This window comes from Lacticaseibacillus manihotivorans DSM 13343 = JCM 12514 (genome assembly GCF_001435035.1).
Lineage (GTDB): Bacteria > Bacillota > Bacilli > Lactobacillales > Lactobacillaceae > Lacticaseibacillus > Lacticaseibacillus manihotivorans.
The window spans coordinates 1-15,226 of record NZ_AZEU01000071.1 but is presented as its reverse complement, the minus strand read 5'-3'; the positions used below and the strand labels follow the sequence as shown (position 1 = coordinate 15,226).

Below are 15,226 nucleotides of genomic sequence, written 5' to 3'. Positions count from 1 at the left end.
CCCTCCTTGAACATCCGGTTTTGGACTTGGTTTCATAGAACTTTAGACGTTACCACAGAAGCTTTCTATTGCTTGCTGATCGCGGATACAAATATACTTTGGTTGTTCTGGAAAGGTTCGCGACACAATTCTATATTTCTTTCCAAATATCACATCCAAAAACCAAAGTGCAAACGCGAAAACATATGCATAATCATCAATTTGCTTCTCACCATTAGCTACATCGATGATGAACTCAGCAAAAAGTTTGAATAATTTACGATATTGTTTTTGCGTTTCTTCCGAATAGAATCGCTTTTCAAAGACGTCTTCGTAGCCTGTAGACATAAGAGTATCCGCCAACTCGTAAAGAACCTGCCAGTCATCAAGATTCAAAATTGTTTCAGTATCTTTTAAGGTGATAATAATCACCTCGTGGTCTGGCCTGAACTTCTCTGCATCCATTATTTTTTCAAATGCATATATTCCGTCTCCTAGAGCAGTCGGTTGACGAACCGACCCCATTGTTGGCATTTCCGTTAAAGTACTCTTTAGTAGAGCCCACTCCAATATAGTATCAATACTAGTTTCTATTCGGGACTGAGAGGGGTGTATTTCACCTTCGCTAAGAATTTTTTTCTTCGCAACGGAAGTAGTGCCATGGTAGACCTTCATATTTCACCAACTCACTAAAAATAAGAAGCGAACATTCGTTCTCCTCTTAGTGCCTCTACCTATAGTATCAGCTAATCTATAATTGAAGTCAACAAACTTACGCGAAAACATTGGTAAATGAGATGAAACTATTCAAAAGATTTGCGAAAGAAAAACTGATGAAAAAACGCATTCACCATAAGGGATACAGCCGTTTCATCAGGAAATCGTCCGAAAAAACTGACGAAATGCAAAAGAAAAGCGCCGCTTGAAAAGGCGAGCAAAAGTTACATATACGGACGATGTAAAGTAATCACCTTTTTAGGATGGTTTTGTCAACTTAACACATCTAGGGTTCCCTCTTTCAGCGTCTCACCCATTGCGCTACAAGGGATTCCGTCGTTGCATCAATTCTACAATTTCTCACTCATTCTGCAACCACGCATCGATTTGCCGTTTTTACATCTTTCGTAGACTTTTATAAACTATGTGAATTATACACAAGCAAAAAAGCCCCACCCCGCGTTAGCAGAGTGAGGCATTTTTGTATTTTAACGAGCTACTTTACCGTGATCCGTTGCCCCGCATAGATCAAGCTAGGGTTGCTCAGGCCAGACAATGAGGCAATCCGGCTGTAAGTTGTACCATACTTAGTCGCAATCGCACTAAGGCTGTCGCCGCTACGGACAGTGTAATAGACATGCCCGCTTTGGGATGATCCCGACACACGTAGGACTTGACCAACACTCAGATAGTTGGGATTGCTGATACCATTGAGCGTTGCCAAAGCTTGGTAGCTGGTACCATACTTGGCGGCGATACCAGAGAGCGTGTCGCCGTATTGCACTGTATAAGTTGCTGTGGATTCAGATACAACACTCGTGGAGCTGGTCGATAAGATTTCCACATTGCTACGATCAATCCAACTAAAGATGCCAGCAAGCAATACTTGTGAGCCACTCGTATCCTGCACTTGATAACTGCGACCAAGGGCAAAACTCATGATTGGCAAGCTGTTGCTCTTGCTACCCCAGTGTTTAGCCCCCAAATTGATTTTGACGGTGTCGCCACGCTTAACTTGAGCCAACTTGGTCTTATTAGCCGCGGTGCCAGCTTTGATTGCAGGTGTACTAGACTTCGGCTTAACCGTTACCTTGCCACTTTCGCCAATCGTAGTCTTGCTATATCCATTATCGGTGATTCCAGTTAAATCAACGTTACCGTCCAAGCCGCCAGCGCGGTATGTCGAAGTGAATTGAAAGATCCCGATGTTAGCAAAACTCGGAAAATAGTTGTAGTTCGGCTTAATCGTAAGATTGTAGTCCGGATATTCAGCCATCCAAAGTTGATAGCGCGCGGCAATCGTCGTCAGATCCAAGTGTGATGTGAGGAAATTCTTGTAACCGTACAACATCGCGGTATAACCGGCGTCTTTCACCCGTTCCAACGCATACATCACAGCTTGAGTGTTTGGCGTCCCACTTTCAACATCAAGCGCAACGATTGAGCCTTTTGGCGTTTGGATCCGCGGCAAATAATAATCAAGCATTTGATCAGCCTGGGCACGATTAGAAAATTGCGAGTAGATATATGTGTGCGCCCGCTTACCAGCGGCAATCAAACTAGCAACTTGTGTCCTATAAGTTGACTGCACAACGAACGATCCGTCATAGTATCCACCAATCTGACTGATGCCAAACTTGTCACCAGAGTAACCGTAGACACCGGTAGTGCCTTGATACTTTGGCCAGTCAACGCCTTGGTCCCCTTTGGCCGCGTTTACCTGCGATGGTAGGGAAAAAGAAATAGCCGCCAAGATGGCGACCGGCAAGGCAGCGAATTTATTTTTTAGCTTCATAGTGCCCTCCTTATTGCTGTGGAGCAACAGATGCCGGGGCCAGCTGAGCCTTAACTGCGTCTGCGGCAGCCTGAGCTGCGGCATCTACTTTGTCTTGATTAGATGCTTCCTGATCAACTGTCTTTTGCGGATAGGTTTCTGCTAGGCTGTCTTTCAAATTCGCATAAGATTGTTCAACTGCATTGGCAATTGTCTGCTCATCTGTGCTGGTGAAGCCAAGCGACTTCAAACCATCTTTCACAGTATTAATGGCAATCGATTTTTTAACCGCACCGTCAATCGTTTTTGTCACACCGAGCTGTTCTGCCGCAGTAACAGCGGCATTTGCCAATGGCCCAAGCACTTTAAGCAACGTTAATGCCTGCTTGTTAGCTAACAGTTGTTTTGAAAGCCAAGCTCCGATGATTGGGACTGCCGCAACTGCAAGTGATACTACAAGATCTGTCCAATTATTCATCATCATTATCTCCTTTGATTCCTACGTGGTCTTCCAAACGGGTAAGCCTAGTTGAATGGCTCCCCAGTTCCTGACTATGAACCTTTTGCGTATTCAGAATGTCATCAATTACTTTCTCCTCATTATGGAACCTTTGGTCAAACTTAAAGCCCAAATCTTTAATATCTTCTCGCAACGGATCTAAGGCAATCTTTTTGAACAACCAACTGCCAGCGCTCACGCCCACCCCTATGATTGATATGAACTCCGCCCAGTCACCAATCGTGTATCCAAAAAATGTCACTTTCTCACTTCCCCTACTTTTTCTTATTTCCACCTAAGACTGAAAAAATCGCGATCACCCCAAGGAAAGTGACCAAAACCCATGCCGCCGTAATCATGATTGCACGGCCGCATTACATTTTGGCGCGCTGTTACCGAAGCTTCGCGGATTAAGCACAATCGTTGCAGTCCCCATAAACTCATCACCGTCAGAAGCTGGATATTGTTCCGTTGCTTCTTGCTTACCAATGCCGTCATCGCCAGTTCCGTGAACGCCTGAATAAAAACTATTGCGAATCAACGTCAAATCCATCTTATTGCCAGGATGTGCAATACCGAGAGCAACCATCGAATAGTTTCCAGCCGCCGAAAGATTACAACTGTCAAGGGTAAATGCATAATTGCCAGCGAGCTCAGCATTTGAACAGTCATGGAAGAACACGGCACCCATTGGGATAGATGAAGTGCTAGTGAATTCACAATTTTTAAACGAAAGATTTTCGCCAACACGCATTCCGATTCCGACGGCCGCGTTCCAGTCTGAGCGGAATACACAATTTTCGAACGTTAAGGTTTGATGTGCGGAACCGTTATAGTCCAGATGTGCGCCATAAGGAGTGTCATAGTCGGGGTAAGCCGCACCAGTCGGTCGCTGTGAAATGAAGCTAAGGTTCGACGCGGACCCGCTCGTCATCTCAAGCGCGGGGTAATCGCGACGATTATCGGTTGAGATGATCCGCGTGGCGGATGCAGAATATCCAACAAGATTTACTTGCTTATCTCTTGCGTCCACACACTCGTAATAGTCACCAGGCATAATCGTGATAGTTGTACCATCATCAGCCGCGTTGATTGCGTCCTGCACTTTGACGTAATCGCCATTACTGCCGGGGTCAACAATCAAGCTTTTAGATGGCTGCCACATAGACCGGTCGATTTTTGGCGTGTCAAGAGATTGGCTTTGTGTGCCAGTCGCACCCCAGGCAAGTGTAAAGTTGACGGCCTCCGATTTTTGCATACTTACGGTGACAAAAGCAGCATCGACTGGAATTGTTTGTGTTTGCATCGTTGCGCTGTTGCTAGCGAAAGCCACACTGCTCATAAATCCCTTGAGCTTGTCGTAAAAAGTTACATACGAGTTAGCATCGGCATATGCAGTGAGCTGAGTGACGCCAGTTGGAATAGCTAGCATATAGCTTGAGCATGCCCATGTATCGTCATCCGTGTGGCCTTTATCGCTGTAATATCCAGACTCAAATTTTGACACGTCCACCACATTTACACCGGTGCTGACACTTGCTTGGATTTGATTCCATGCAGCCTTAAAAGTATTTGCAATTTTAGCCATCATGCTGATGGTGACATACGCGACACCATAGGGGATCACCACACTTTGTTGATTTGAGATATCACCGGTAAATGACACTGACTTTAAAAACTGCTTGGATGAGTTGTAAAAAGAGATATATGATTCCTTATCTGATAGCACCGTCACGCTCCCAACACCGTTCGGCACGGCCAGCAAGTCAGGCATACAACGCCAGTCATCGCTAGCAACAAAACCAGAGTAGTTATAATAACCATTTTTAGTTTTGGCTGTGTCTATCATATTTTCCCCTTTGTTCATAGTTAGAAGATTTTGTAGCATAATAATCTGTTCTTTCACCGCGTTTGCTGGCGTGTCGTACACTACACCATTAGTCCCAGTCCGAATGTCATCGAGTTCGCCAGGATCACTTTTTGCATAGAGCAGTTCCTGAAGAGCCTGAGTCACTCCAACAATCGCACCACGAACGGGTTTTGCATTTCCGTGATTCAAGATTAATTTAATCAACTCTGCAAGTGAGTAATCTTTATCCCAGTCAATATCGATTGTGCTAGGTGCGTACTCGGGCTTAGTAAGTTTAACCATTGGTTGTACCACTCCCTTCTGCCGGTGTCTTAATACCGACTTTCTCATTTAACGTTTTGATTTGGCCTTGCATGCTTGAAATTGCAGGCTTGATATCATTATCGATTGCTGTTTGAGCCGCTGATATTTCTCCGCCCATATCACCAATATTTTCCGGTAACGCATTGATTTTTGACTGTAGTTTTTGAAAGTCATCAGCCATCCCCGAAAAATTATAGTTGTCAAAATCTTTTTTTAGATCAGCCGCGGTTTGCTTAGCGTCATTGGCGGTGTTCTCAGCCGTGGTCGCCGCAGCACTAATTTTTCCGATGCGCATACCTTGTTGCTGAACAGCGGTCTTAATTGATGCCAAGCCTCGGATGCTCTTGAGCATCTCGACATTGTACGATTCTTGCCCGACAACACGATCACCAATGGTCATGGTGTTGGTGCGCACATCATTGATGTGGATGTGCATCTGCGTGATGCGTAGCTGATCATCGATACCCTTAAATGGGATAAGTGTGCGATAGGTCCATCCACAGAGTAGCGGGCCTTTAGCCTTGCCAACAAAAGTCATGTCGATTGCTTGCACTTGCGTCGATACAGTCGCCACGGGCATGGCCTTGAACGTACTACTACCAGAAGCTTTGAGCTTGGTAGCGTCAGTCTCATCATCAAAAGCTTTTGCTCCAACGATTGGCCCAAATTGCTTAATTAAATCTGCATCACTCAAAAGAGGATTGCCATTATTGACTGACGCAATTGTCAGTCTGGCAGTCCCCTTAGTTGTTGTGGTGTCATCTGTTGGTGGGTCGGCGGCTTTGCCTAGTGGCAGATATGCCGACGCCAGCGCGGTTGGGTCAATGGTGCGGGTAAAACTGATCAGGTTTGAGCCTAAGCGAATCACTTGCTCACCAGTGCCGCCAATCGTTTTGGCACAGTCGAGATACAGGCCATCAGACTCATGACGCACGGCCAGCTCATAGCCAGCTTGCTTGACCAGCGTTTCGATGTTGTCGTAAGTCGTCGCTTCTTGATCGGTGTAGCAGTATGCCGCCACGGTATCAGCCATGTCGATGTTGCCAAGCTTAAAGCACTTATAAGGCGCTCCAAGTGTGGTCATCTGATTGTTGTGAGCATCGATCAGCGACGTTAAGATTTGCTTACGCGTTTTCCCGTCAAATTCGATGAATCCCGGCCGAGAATCGTGCAGCCAGTTTAGCAAGCCTTCACAGGTAATCGTTTTGTAAGTCATACCGCTAGATTCGAGTGGTTCACTTGAATTAAGCACGCGGCCCTCGAAAACATCCATGTTATTGATAGTGTCGTAGACACGCACCAACGTCACCAAATTTTGCATGGCACTGTATCCAGGATTGCCATAGTAAATGTTAAAAGTCATGCTTGGGGTAGCTGCGACGTCTAATCCAATATCTTCGTTGTCAATTTTGAGCGAGTTGACATGCGGACTGTGGATCATCGTTTCTGGACCATCCCAGCTTTGCCTGATTGTTACGCGATACATTTACTAAATCACCTCCTGATACCAACTGAAATCAGCAGTGACACCAGTGTCGCCAGCCAGCTTGAGCGTGTTATCACCCGGTGCTAACACCATATCCAAGTCAGTATTTTCGCCCGCTGACAGAGTAAATGACTGATCATTGACGGTGAGTGATGCGGCGGCGCTTGCTGTGACGGTAATAGGCACCTCAGACACGCCGATATTGATCAACGTGCCCGTGTCTAATTCGCCCACTTTGTAGTGCACCTCTTGAGCTAGGTAGTCCTCGTGCTCAATAAAGTAGTCAAAATCATCATCATAATCGATGTGGTCACGGATGCGGAACGGGTAGCACGTAAAAGTGATTGTGAGTTGTCCTAGTGTGTTAGCCTCAGCCAATGATGGTGCAGTCTCCACCTCAGCAAGATAGTGATAGTCAGGCATGACATCATCACGCAAGATAACCTTGTGGCTAGGTGCTGTAACCCAGTTGATAATTCGTGTCCACGAACGGCTCATCTGCTCGCGATTTCGCATTGCACTGCCCATCAGCAAAAAGGTAAAGGCCAGTGTGCGCTCCTCAAACATCGGGCCATACAAGTTTGATAAGTCTAGAATATTGTTGGAGCCAGTCAGATGCTGTGTGACCATTGTGCGTGCTGGAAAGCCGTTGGCTACTGAGCCAACTACCACCTGAGCATCAAACTCGCTTGAGTGGTGACCGTTAAAAGTGATGCCATATGGTTTATTGGATGTCTGTACCAACTGTTAGCCCCCTTTGTACGGCGTTTAGCCGTTGCTGTTGGATATACGCTTGCCCCGATGCAGTAGCACGGTTGAGCGTCTTGCCGTCGATAGACAAATTCTTGGCGGAAATCTGCTTGAGTTGTTCAAGTTGCTGTCCACCAAAGGCACTCATGAGTGTAATCAGCTCGTCGAGCTTTTCCTCGATTGCAGAGCCGTTAGTTGTTGTGCCGCTAGTCATGTTGTCACGTGCCGCCATGGCCGCCACAGTCTTGCCAAGCATTTCGTAACCACGTGATGACTTGAGCGACGACAATGGAATCGCGGCTTCTAAACCGTCTTCGCCAAAAATAGATGCAGTATTAGCAAAGCCACCGTTAGCATAGCCTTCCTTGCCTGAAACACGGGCAAAGGCTGAGTTACCAGAGCCATAAATATGCTTCATGTAATTAATGCCCGCCAACAAGTCGTCATAGCCGTTATAAACATCATTGTGGCCGTGGAACTTATACGCATTGAACGTTGGCCCAATGGTTTGTACAAGCCCCATCGAAGGTATACCGGCTTTAGCGTTGCTATCCCACAGGTTAATTGCCTTAGGATTACCATTGGATTCACGCTGGATAACTCGCATCCATGCGGCGACTTGATAACCACTAGCGTCAAAGCCATTGGCCTTTAAGGCTTTAATAACATATGGCTTCCAACGCTGTACACCTGATCCACCGGGATTGGTATCTAGTGTGTCTTGCAACTTTGTCAGTTCTTTTTTAAACCAGTCAACGACACTGCCTGTCAACTTACCGATAACGCCACCGGCTAATTTGCTAAACATTTCAATGCCACCGGAAATACCACTAACGCTAGACTTGATTAAACTGGTTACTTTACCGACTGGATTAGCAAGCCAATCACCAACGGCCTCTAACTTATCCCAAGCGCCACTGAAGAACTTGCCAACACCGCCAATCACGCCACCCAAGTCATAATGCTCAATACCAGCCATGTTCATGATGGCTTTGGTTTCTTTCCCATTGAAGACACGAGTGCCTTCTGGCAATAGTCCTGTGGCATTACGCTGTTGACTCATACCAACTTGACCATTTGGAAGCTGGTAAAGCTCTTTCCAGTCAGGCCCATTGCCATCGTTGACCATGACCAGATGCATCTTGCGCTCAACAATACCGCCTTGCTCGAAGTGAACAGGTGAAAGCTTGTGCAGAGCAGACTTGCCAGTAAACTTTTGCCAAACCCAGTTAATACCACTGATTGCGCCATTAATGACATTGATTATTGCATTCATGCCATCACTTGCAGCATGTTTCATGCCATCCCACATGTCAGAGAATGCAGATTTCATACCACTCCATGCTGCATTCCACATACCTTTAATTGCGCCTAGAACTGTCTTAATGATGTTATGGATGCCACCAAACACATCACTGACAATCTTCTTCATGCCATTCCAATAATCCGACAATAGCTTCTTGTTGTCTGACCATGCTTTTGACCAGTTACCACTTAGTAAATCCATACCAGCCTTGAGGATGTCAGTAATGACTTTAAGCGCTGATGAAATCGTGTCTTTGAGCACTTTCCAAACGGCGCTAAGAACAGATGAAATAACATGCCACATGCCCTTCCAAATTGCTGGTAGCACTTTGGCATAGAAATCAAATTGTGCTTTGAAATAGCCAAACAGCAAGTCAACAATTGGCTTAATCGCTTTCCATGCCACTTGGATGACTTTAACGATCAAAGCCCACGTGGTCTTAAATAGCTTACCGATCTGTTTGAGAATTGGCTGAATGCTCTTCCACATTGCTTGCATTCCAGAAATAACAGCCTTCAGAGCTGGTTTTAGAGCATTACCAATAGCTTTAGCAACGTTATTAACGGCATCACGGAAGGGCTTAAAGTGTTTGTAAGATTCATAGAGTGCTACTCCAACGGCAATTACGGCCTCTGATAAAAGTATCCACGGATTGGCACTCATTACCAAATTCAATGCCGATTGAGCTATAGTCATCGTCTTTACAGCAGCCCATAATCCCAACAACGTTTTGGCAAGTGTCTGAATGCCGCTCTTATTCTTGGCAATGTTACTTAGGGCTGTTGCTACCTGATGTAGTGGGTTTGCAGATTTTTGTGAGTTTCCGGTTAAAGAGTTAAAGCCTTTAGCTAATCCAGTTATGGTAGATGCAATTGTTTTCCATACAGCTGACCCAAAAGTTTTTGCGATGTCCCACATATCTCCGGCAATACCGGTTACGTCTTTCTTGTGAGCAGAGATATAGTCTAGGCCCTTTTTCGCCATGTTCGCAATGTACGCCAGACCTTTGCCTAGTGTAGTAGCGGCGCTTTGAACAACAGATGATGTCAAAATCCCAGCAAGTGATTGCATGCCACTATTCTTAACATCAAGCAACGGCGCAGCCATTTTAGCTTTGATTGATGTCCAACCGCCTGACAGCTGTGCGAGGGCACCTTCACTGGTTTTCCCAAATTGGTCAAATGTACTTCTACTTGTTGTACCAACCTTGTAAATCAGGTTCATGAAGTCGTCAGACTTTATTTTCCCGTCAGCAACCATTTTGGCAAATGAATCCTGACTGACTCCAGCGGCTTTTGCTAATTGCGTGCCTAGTGTAGGCGCTTGCTTTTCAAGTTTTGCAAGGTTGGTTGTCGTTAGATTACCTGAAGCAACGACTCGTGTCATCGCCTTTGACAAAGCGTCCATGCCAGCTCCGCCTTTGTGCGAGGCAGTGGCAATACTAGCAATACCGGCGCTAATAACGACAGTTTTATCTGTGACACCGTGTGTCATGGTGTCAACGGTGGTTTGCATGTTGTTAATTTCGCCACCAGTTGCACCAGTCTCACTGCGTAAATATGACATTTGACCGGAAAGAATCTTGATATCATTGGCTGACTTGCCCATGTTCTCCCACGTCATATTTAGCTTTTCTCCGGCCTCGTTAAGTTCTAGTCCAGACTTTACCGTGTCAGTAATGCTTGAACTTAGGCGTTGCCAGCCGCTTGTGATGGCATTGGTGATTAAGCCGCCCTCAACAATTTTGTGAAGCAGGCTTGGCGTCTTTTCCGCTTGTTTGTTTGTTCCTTCAATCGCTGTCTTGATTCGACTGAACATAGACGGATTAGCCTTGTCCATTTCAGTTTGCAAACCGGTCATAGAAGACTTAGCCTTGGCTAAACTGGTAGCCGTTTCGTCCACACGTGTTTTCTGCGTACGCCATGCGGCACTATCTTTGCCTGATGCACTGGCAATCTTATCCAACTCAGCTGACTGCTTAGACAGTTGCTCATTAAGATTGGTAATGGATGACTTATAACCTTCCATTTTGGCTTTGTTAGCATCTTGTTGCTTGCCTTCAGCCTCTAAGCGCGTCACATAAGCTTGGTTAGCACGTGCGGCTGCTGTGTACTCTTGCTGTAGGCCAGCCAAACCGGACTTTTGATAGTCCATCGCTTGCTTAGCACGGTCTTGCTGAGCCTGCATACTAGCTAATTGCTTAGTGGCGCCGTCAATTTGTTGCTGATATTTCAGAAACTGTTGAGCAGTTTCGCTAGCGTTACCCTTTAATTCACTCTGCTTAGCTTTTAGAGCGTCAATCTTAGCCTGTTGTGACTCAATAGACTTACCCAAGCCTTCATATTTAGCCTTAGCAGCACCGGCGGCATCACCCGCGGATTTCATCTCTGCTTCTTGAGCTTTCCAAGCACTTTGACTTGAACGAACAACCGCTGTTAATGATTTGACGGATTCGCTTGCCGACAATAGGTCAAGGGCAATCTTGGTGCTCATGGTTGCGTTAATTTGTTGTGCCACTTATCTATCACCCTTTCTCTTGGTATTGCTCCCACATAATTGCCGGATCAATTGGACGGTCTTTCTTATCCTTGGCAGACATCATTTCCAGCATTTCAAAATAATCAGCATCATCAAAATCCTGCATTGACCAATGGAAATACATGACTGCTTGCTTTTTAATCCATCTAAAGTCCTGCAACTGATTTTCAAGCTCATAAACTTTGACAGCTGGATTAATCTTTGCTTTTGCTGGCGTCCTGCTTCTTGGCAGCTAAGTCAATATCCTCATCACTCATGCCCATCATGCGTTCAAAAGTGTAATTAACAACCTTAATGGTGTCGGCAAATTCTAGATCCCCAAGCTTATCAATTTCTTGCTTGTTCAGGTTTAAAATGGTGGTCAAGAAGTCGATTGAATCGTGCAGCATACCACGTTGCATTTTAATAATTTCTACCGGTTCCATATTGGCAACATCGTCTGCCTTGGCCATCAGTAACTGTAAGTCGTACATCTTTTCCATGTTGCGATTACTGGTTTTAACTTCGTGCACACGATTGCTAAGTTGACTAACTTTAATTTTCATTGGTAATACCATCCTTTGTATTTGTAAGGTCGCTGTGGTGAATCGGACACCACCAAGTTCACCAGAAAGCGACTTTTGATCATAAAAAATAGCGCACGTTCGTGAGCCATTCATCAGTTGTTGCTATGAAATTGTGTCAGATTGCGTCTGTCAGCATTATTTATGCTGGAGTTGTAGTGGTACCAGCTGGCAATACGTATCCGCCGAATACTTCTTTGTACATGTTGGCTTTGTCGAACTTAGGATCAAGGTCACTGTAAATCTTGTATGGCTGATTATTAAAGGCCATAGTAGACAGCGCTGTGTAAGTCAAAGTATCATCTGCACGTTGTTCGGCATTGGTATCTGTTTGGATGTTGGCTGCCGTTTCAGTCAAAATGCCATCACCAAAGCCGTAGTAAACAAAGTTTTTTCGGCTAATCGTTTGCGCCGTAATCAACAACGCCACGTGAGCCTTCAAATTTTCGTCAACATATCCGCCTTTACCATCATTGATAAAGCCCTTAATCTTTTGCTTAATTTGGAAGTTCAAGTCATTAATATCCAAAGCCACTGAAGGTTCGCTGATTGGCGCTGTGACATCTTGTACTTGGTTGAATCCATAAGTTTTTGTTGGCGTGCCCGCCAATCCAGTGATATTAGCAGTTTTACCACCAAGATCGGCGCGGCCAACAACATAAAGGCCATCTGTTCCTAATCCGTTTGTTGCGTCTGCAATAAGCTTTTGGTTATTGTCAACTAACCCAAAAGCAATCCCATATAAACCTACTGTTGCCATAATTGGCCTCCTAAATATTCTTTGTTCTGCTGAAATAAAACGTGTTAAAAAGTTGCTGTGTGTCTGGATCTAATGTACGTTGTCTAACCGCGGCTACCTGCCAATACTTATGAGTAAAAGCCTTCATCATGGCTATCTCAATGGTTTCAGGGTCAGAATCAAGCGCTTGCGAGTACCAAATTTGTACTTCAACTTCTTGATTTAATGCCCAAAAATCGTTGTCACCATATGCAGCCGGATCATTAGCAGCATCAGTAATCAGCACGACTGTTTTGTCCAAACTATCGACTAATTCTTGCGGTAAGTTGTTGCCCTCAACTGCATCAATGCCGGCAATACTGGCTTGAATAAGCATTGTTACCGCATCATCTACGGCGCTCATTCATTCCCACCACCATTCGCTTTGGTAATCATTGCCTGATATTTCTCAGCTTCAGCAGCAAATACAGCATCTTTGGCATCATCACGAGCATTATCAACAAAATGATCTGCATGAATATGCTTGGTGCCATCATTAAGGAAACGTGCAACGAATGCTTTCTTGCCAAATCCGACCGTTGAGCTGCCATTATGATCGCCGTCAATATCTCCTGCAGCGCTACTGATGTCCTCGCTCAAATGTCCATACTTACCGCCGTCTCCCTTAGTGTTTGGGTGTTTTTCTTTGGTGGTCTCAGCTAGCTTTTTGGCGTAAACATCAGCACCAGCTTTGGTAATCTTCTCTTGGTCAGATACAGAAAGCTGTGCGGCCTTTGATACTTGCTTAAGCCATTGCCCAAGTGCCTCATCCATATCCACGGTTATGCCCCCTTAGTTGTTTTGACTAGGGTCAGATAGTCATAACGAATAGCATCGTTTGAATCATCCGGGCTAATGTCTGAAATGTCATACACAACACCATCAAGGCGTGCCTGTTTCTGATTAATGTTTCTAGCATCATGACGGACTATGATGGTGATTGAATTATCCAAGCGCGTTCCCACAAGCGTGTACTGCTGTGTGAGCGTCCGCTTCTGTTGCTTGAAATGCAGGCTATACACCGGCACGAAGCTAGAAATGTTTACCCCGGCACCAGTCCTGTGTGATTGTGGAGAGCCAAGATCAACCTTGCGGCTGAAATCTGCTACTTTAAATTTAGCCATTAGCCTCACCAGATTTCGCTGCTTGGTCGCGCTGAATCTTCCAGCGAATGCTGTTGATCATGTAGGCATAGCTGGGCGGATAAGCCTTGTCTTGGTCCGATAGCGTGCCGCGCCCATAATACATGAAGTCTACCAGCACCCTAACCGCTTGATTGAATAGAGGGTACGTTCGATAAATGTCAACCGCGATCGTGTCATCGATGGCATTCATCACCGCGTCCTCCGCCGTGCTGATCAAGTCAGCGAGAATTGAGGCATCACCATCCGTATCGAGATTCAGGTAGGATTGCATATCATCAGCGGTAACTCCAACAGTATCAGTCATTTCATCGGCCATATTCAGCCCTCCCTTAGCAGTCGCCCGTCATATTGGCGAATTGTTTATTTATTAGGCGACTAACAATCGTATTACTTACCAGTACCTGAAGTTGAACCAGATGCAGCATCTGTGTTGGTTACAAAATAGCCGGCATTGCTATCGGCTTTTTGTACGCCAAACCGGAATGCGGCACCGAGATAACGCCCATAAATCTTGCTTTCTTCCCATGCCAGAGTGACCTGCTGACGATCTGCAAACAGAACGCCGCGCTTTAAGTCACCGACAAATGCCTTCTGATCCCCTGCGGCTGAGCCAAGTAGCGTGTCACCAACAACATATACTGGGACGCCCAAGACAGAGCCCTTTGCGGTGCCGTCAGTGATAGAGTCAGATGCATTATGAAGCAAGTAACGCCCGTTCTTGTCCTTTAAGGTATCCAGCGTATTGAACAGGGATTGAGTAACCACAAGCGCCCGACTGTATGCTGGGTCCAAGTCAACATTCAAAATATGCTTAAGACCATCTACAAGAGTGTCAGTGGTTGTTGCCTTGGCTGTGAACGACTGCAATACAGGCGCAATCATCGCGTTGTAAGTATTGACAGACTTCTCGTTAATGGACTGACCAACAAGTGCGGTAAGATCAACTTTAGAATCAGCAATAGCTTCTTCAGACAGAGGAATTGCGCCACGGTACGTGCCAACAGACCAGTCCACCTGTTCAAATTCGGGCTCAGCAAGTGTAGGATTTTCGGCCAATTCTGCCACGCTGGAAAAACGATCAGTTGCCCGCTTCAAAATCGGGTATGTGCCCTTAGGAGTAGTAACCGGCGTCTTGGTAACCAGTGTTGACAGATCCACAACTGAATTTACTTCTGCGGTAGGATCATAGATGATTTCTTCCGGAATCAGCACGCCTGCTTCTGTCGAAGTGACGTGACCGGCTGCAGCATCAACTACCTTGCCATGGCTATGGATGAAGTCGTTGATAGCCTTCTTCTTCGCATCGATTGGCTTCTTGGACAGGTCGGTGCCCTCCGGTTGTGCATTATCTACTGGCTTGTCAGGATCGGTATTGGCCTTATTTTCAGCTTCAAGTGCTTTAATCTGGTCGTTGATAGCGTCCCGACGTGCCTTCGCAGCGGTTAAGTCGTCCTTGATCTTTGGTGAATTGTCAAATTAAGTGCAAAGTCTCATTATAGAAAACTTCGTAGGGCGTTC

Annotated in this window: 15 protein-coding genes and 1 pseudogene; all 16 read right to left on the bottom strand. The window is 45.7% G+C overall.

Features of this window, described 5'->3' with window-relative positions:
* Nucleotides 1–42 precede the first annotated feature (42 nt).
* Nucleotides 43–654, bottom strand: a complete 612-nt coding sequence (locus FD01_RS04030) for a hypothetical protein (protein WP_056962735.1) — start codon at nt 652–654, stop codon at nt 43–45.
* A 538-nt stretch (nt 655–1,192) separates the two neighbouring features.
* Nucleotides 1,193–2,491 carry a LysM peptidoglycan-binding domain-containing protein gene (locus FD01_RS04025; protein ID WP_056962732.1) on the bottom strand — a complete coding sequence of 433 codons (1,299 nt, stop codon included), beginning with the start codon at nt 2,489–2,491 and terminating at the stop codon, nt 1,193–1,195.
* 10 nt (nt 2,492–2,501) lie between these two features.
* Complete coding sequence (locus FD01_RS04020) at nt 2,502–2,948, bottom strand: phage holin (protein ID WP_056962730.1); 447 nt, start codon at nt 2,946–2,948, stop codon at nt 2,502–2,504.
* On the bottom strand, nt 2,941–3,231 hold the full coding sequence (locus FD01_RS04015) for a hypothetical protein (protein WP_054717925.1): 291 nt from the start codon (nt 3,229–3,231) through the stop codon (nt 2,941–2,943). Before FD01_RS04015 ends, FD01_RS04020 begins: the two co-directional genes overlap by 8 nt.
* Nucleotides 3,232–3,324: 93 nt before the next feature.
* Nucleotides 3,325–5,121 (bottom strand): pectinesterase, encoded by a 1,797-nt coding sequence (locus FD01_RS04010; protein ID WP_056962728.1) that lies wholly within the window; start codon nt 5,119–5,121, stop codon nt 3,325–3,327.
* A complete protein-coding gene (locus FD01_RS04005) occupies nt 5,114–6,628 on the bottom strand; it encodes a phage tail protein (RefSeq protein WP_056962726.1) in 1,515 nt (504 codons plus the stop codon). Before FD01_RS04005 ends, FD01_RS04010 begins: the two co-directional genes overlap by 8 nt.
* A 3-nt stretch (nt 6,629–6,631) precedes the next feature.
* The gene (locus FD01_RS04000) at nt 6,632–7,372 is read right to left on the bottom strand and encodes a hypothetical protein (RefSeq protein WP_054717934.1); all 741 of its coding nucleotides are present in this window, start codon (nt 7,370–7,372) and stop codon (nt 6,632–6,634) included.
* On the bottom strand, nt 7,353–11,177 hold the full coding sequence (locus FD01_RS03995) for a tape measure protein (RefSeq protein WP_082611678.1): 3,825 nt from the start codon (nt 11,175–11,177) through the stop codon (nt 7,353–7,355). The genes FD01_RS04000 and FD01_RS03995 overlap by 20 nt, the downstream gene beginning before the upstream one ends.
* Before the next feature lie 31 nt (nt 11,178–11,208).
* Entirely contained in the window at nt 11,209–11,346 is a 138-nt protein-coding gene (locus tag FD01_RS16530; RefSeq protein ID WP_225436156.1) for a hypothetical protein, read from the bottom strand.
* A gap of 70 nt (nt 11,347–11,416) precedes the next feature.
* Nucleotides 11,417–11,767 carry a phage tail tube assembly chaperone gene (locus FD01_RS03985; RefSeq protein ID WP_054717940.1) on the bottom strand — a complete coding sequence of 117 codons (351 nt, stop codon included), beginning with the start codon at nt 11,765–11,767 and terminating at the stop codon, nt 11,417–11,419.
* A 160-nt stretch (nt 11,768–11,927) separates the two neighbouring features.
* A complete protein-coding gene (locus FD01_RS03980) occupies nt 11,928–12,545 on the bottom strand; it encodes a phage tail protein (protein WP_056962723.1) in 618 nt (205 codons plus the stop codon).
* A gap of 10 nt (nt 12,546–12,555) precedes the next feature.
* A complete protein-coding gene (locus FD01_RS03975) occupies nt 12,556–12,927 on the bottom strand; it encodes a DUF806 family protein (RefSeq protein ID WP_054717943.1) in 372 nt (123 codons plus the stop codon).
* Nucleotides 12,924–13,343: an HK97-gp10 family putative phage morphogenesis protein gene (locus FD01_RS03970; protein ID WP_054717947.1), complete on the bottom strand. Its 420-nt coding sequence runs from the start codon at nt 13,341–13,343 to the stop codon at nt 12,924–12,926. The genes FD01_RS03975 and FD01_RS03970 overlap by 4 nt, the downstream gene beginning before the upstream one ends.
* A gap of 2 nt (nt 13,344–13,345) precedes the next feature.
* Nucleotides 13,346–13,687, bottom strand: a complete 342-nt coding sequence (locus FD01_RS03965; RefSeq protein WP_054717949.1) for a phage head closure protein — start codon at nt 13,685–13,687, stop codon at nt 13,346–13,348.
* Entirely contained in the window at nt 13,680–14,024 is a 345-nt protein-coding gene (locus FD01_RS03960; protein WP_054717952.1) for a head-tail connector protein, read from the bottom strand. Before FD01_RS03960 ends, FD01_RS03965 begins: the two co-directional genes overlap by 8 nt.
* A 71-nt stretch (nt 14,025–14,095) precedes the next feature.
* Nucleotides 14,096–15,181, bottom strand: a pseudogene (locus FD01_RS03955) (phage major capsid protein); the annotation flags it as partial.
* Nucleotides 15,182–15,226 lie beyond the last annotated feature (45 nt).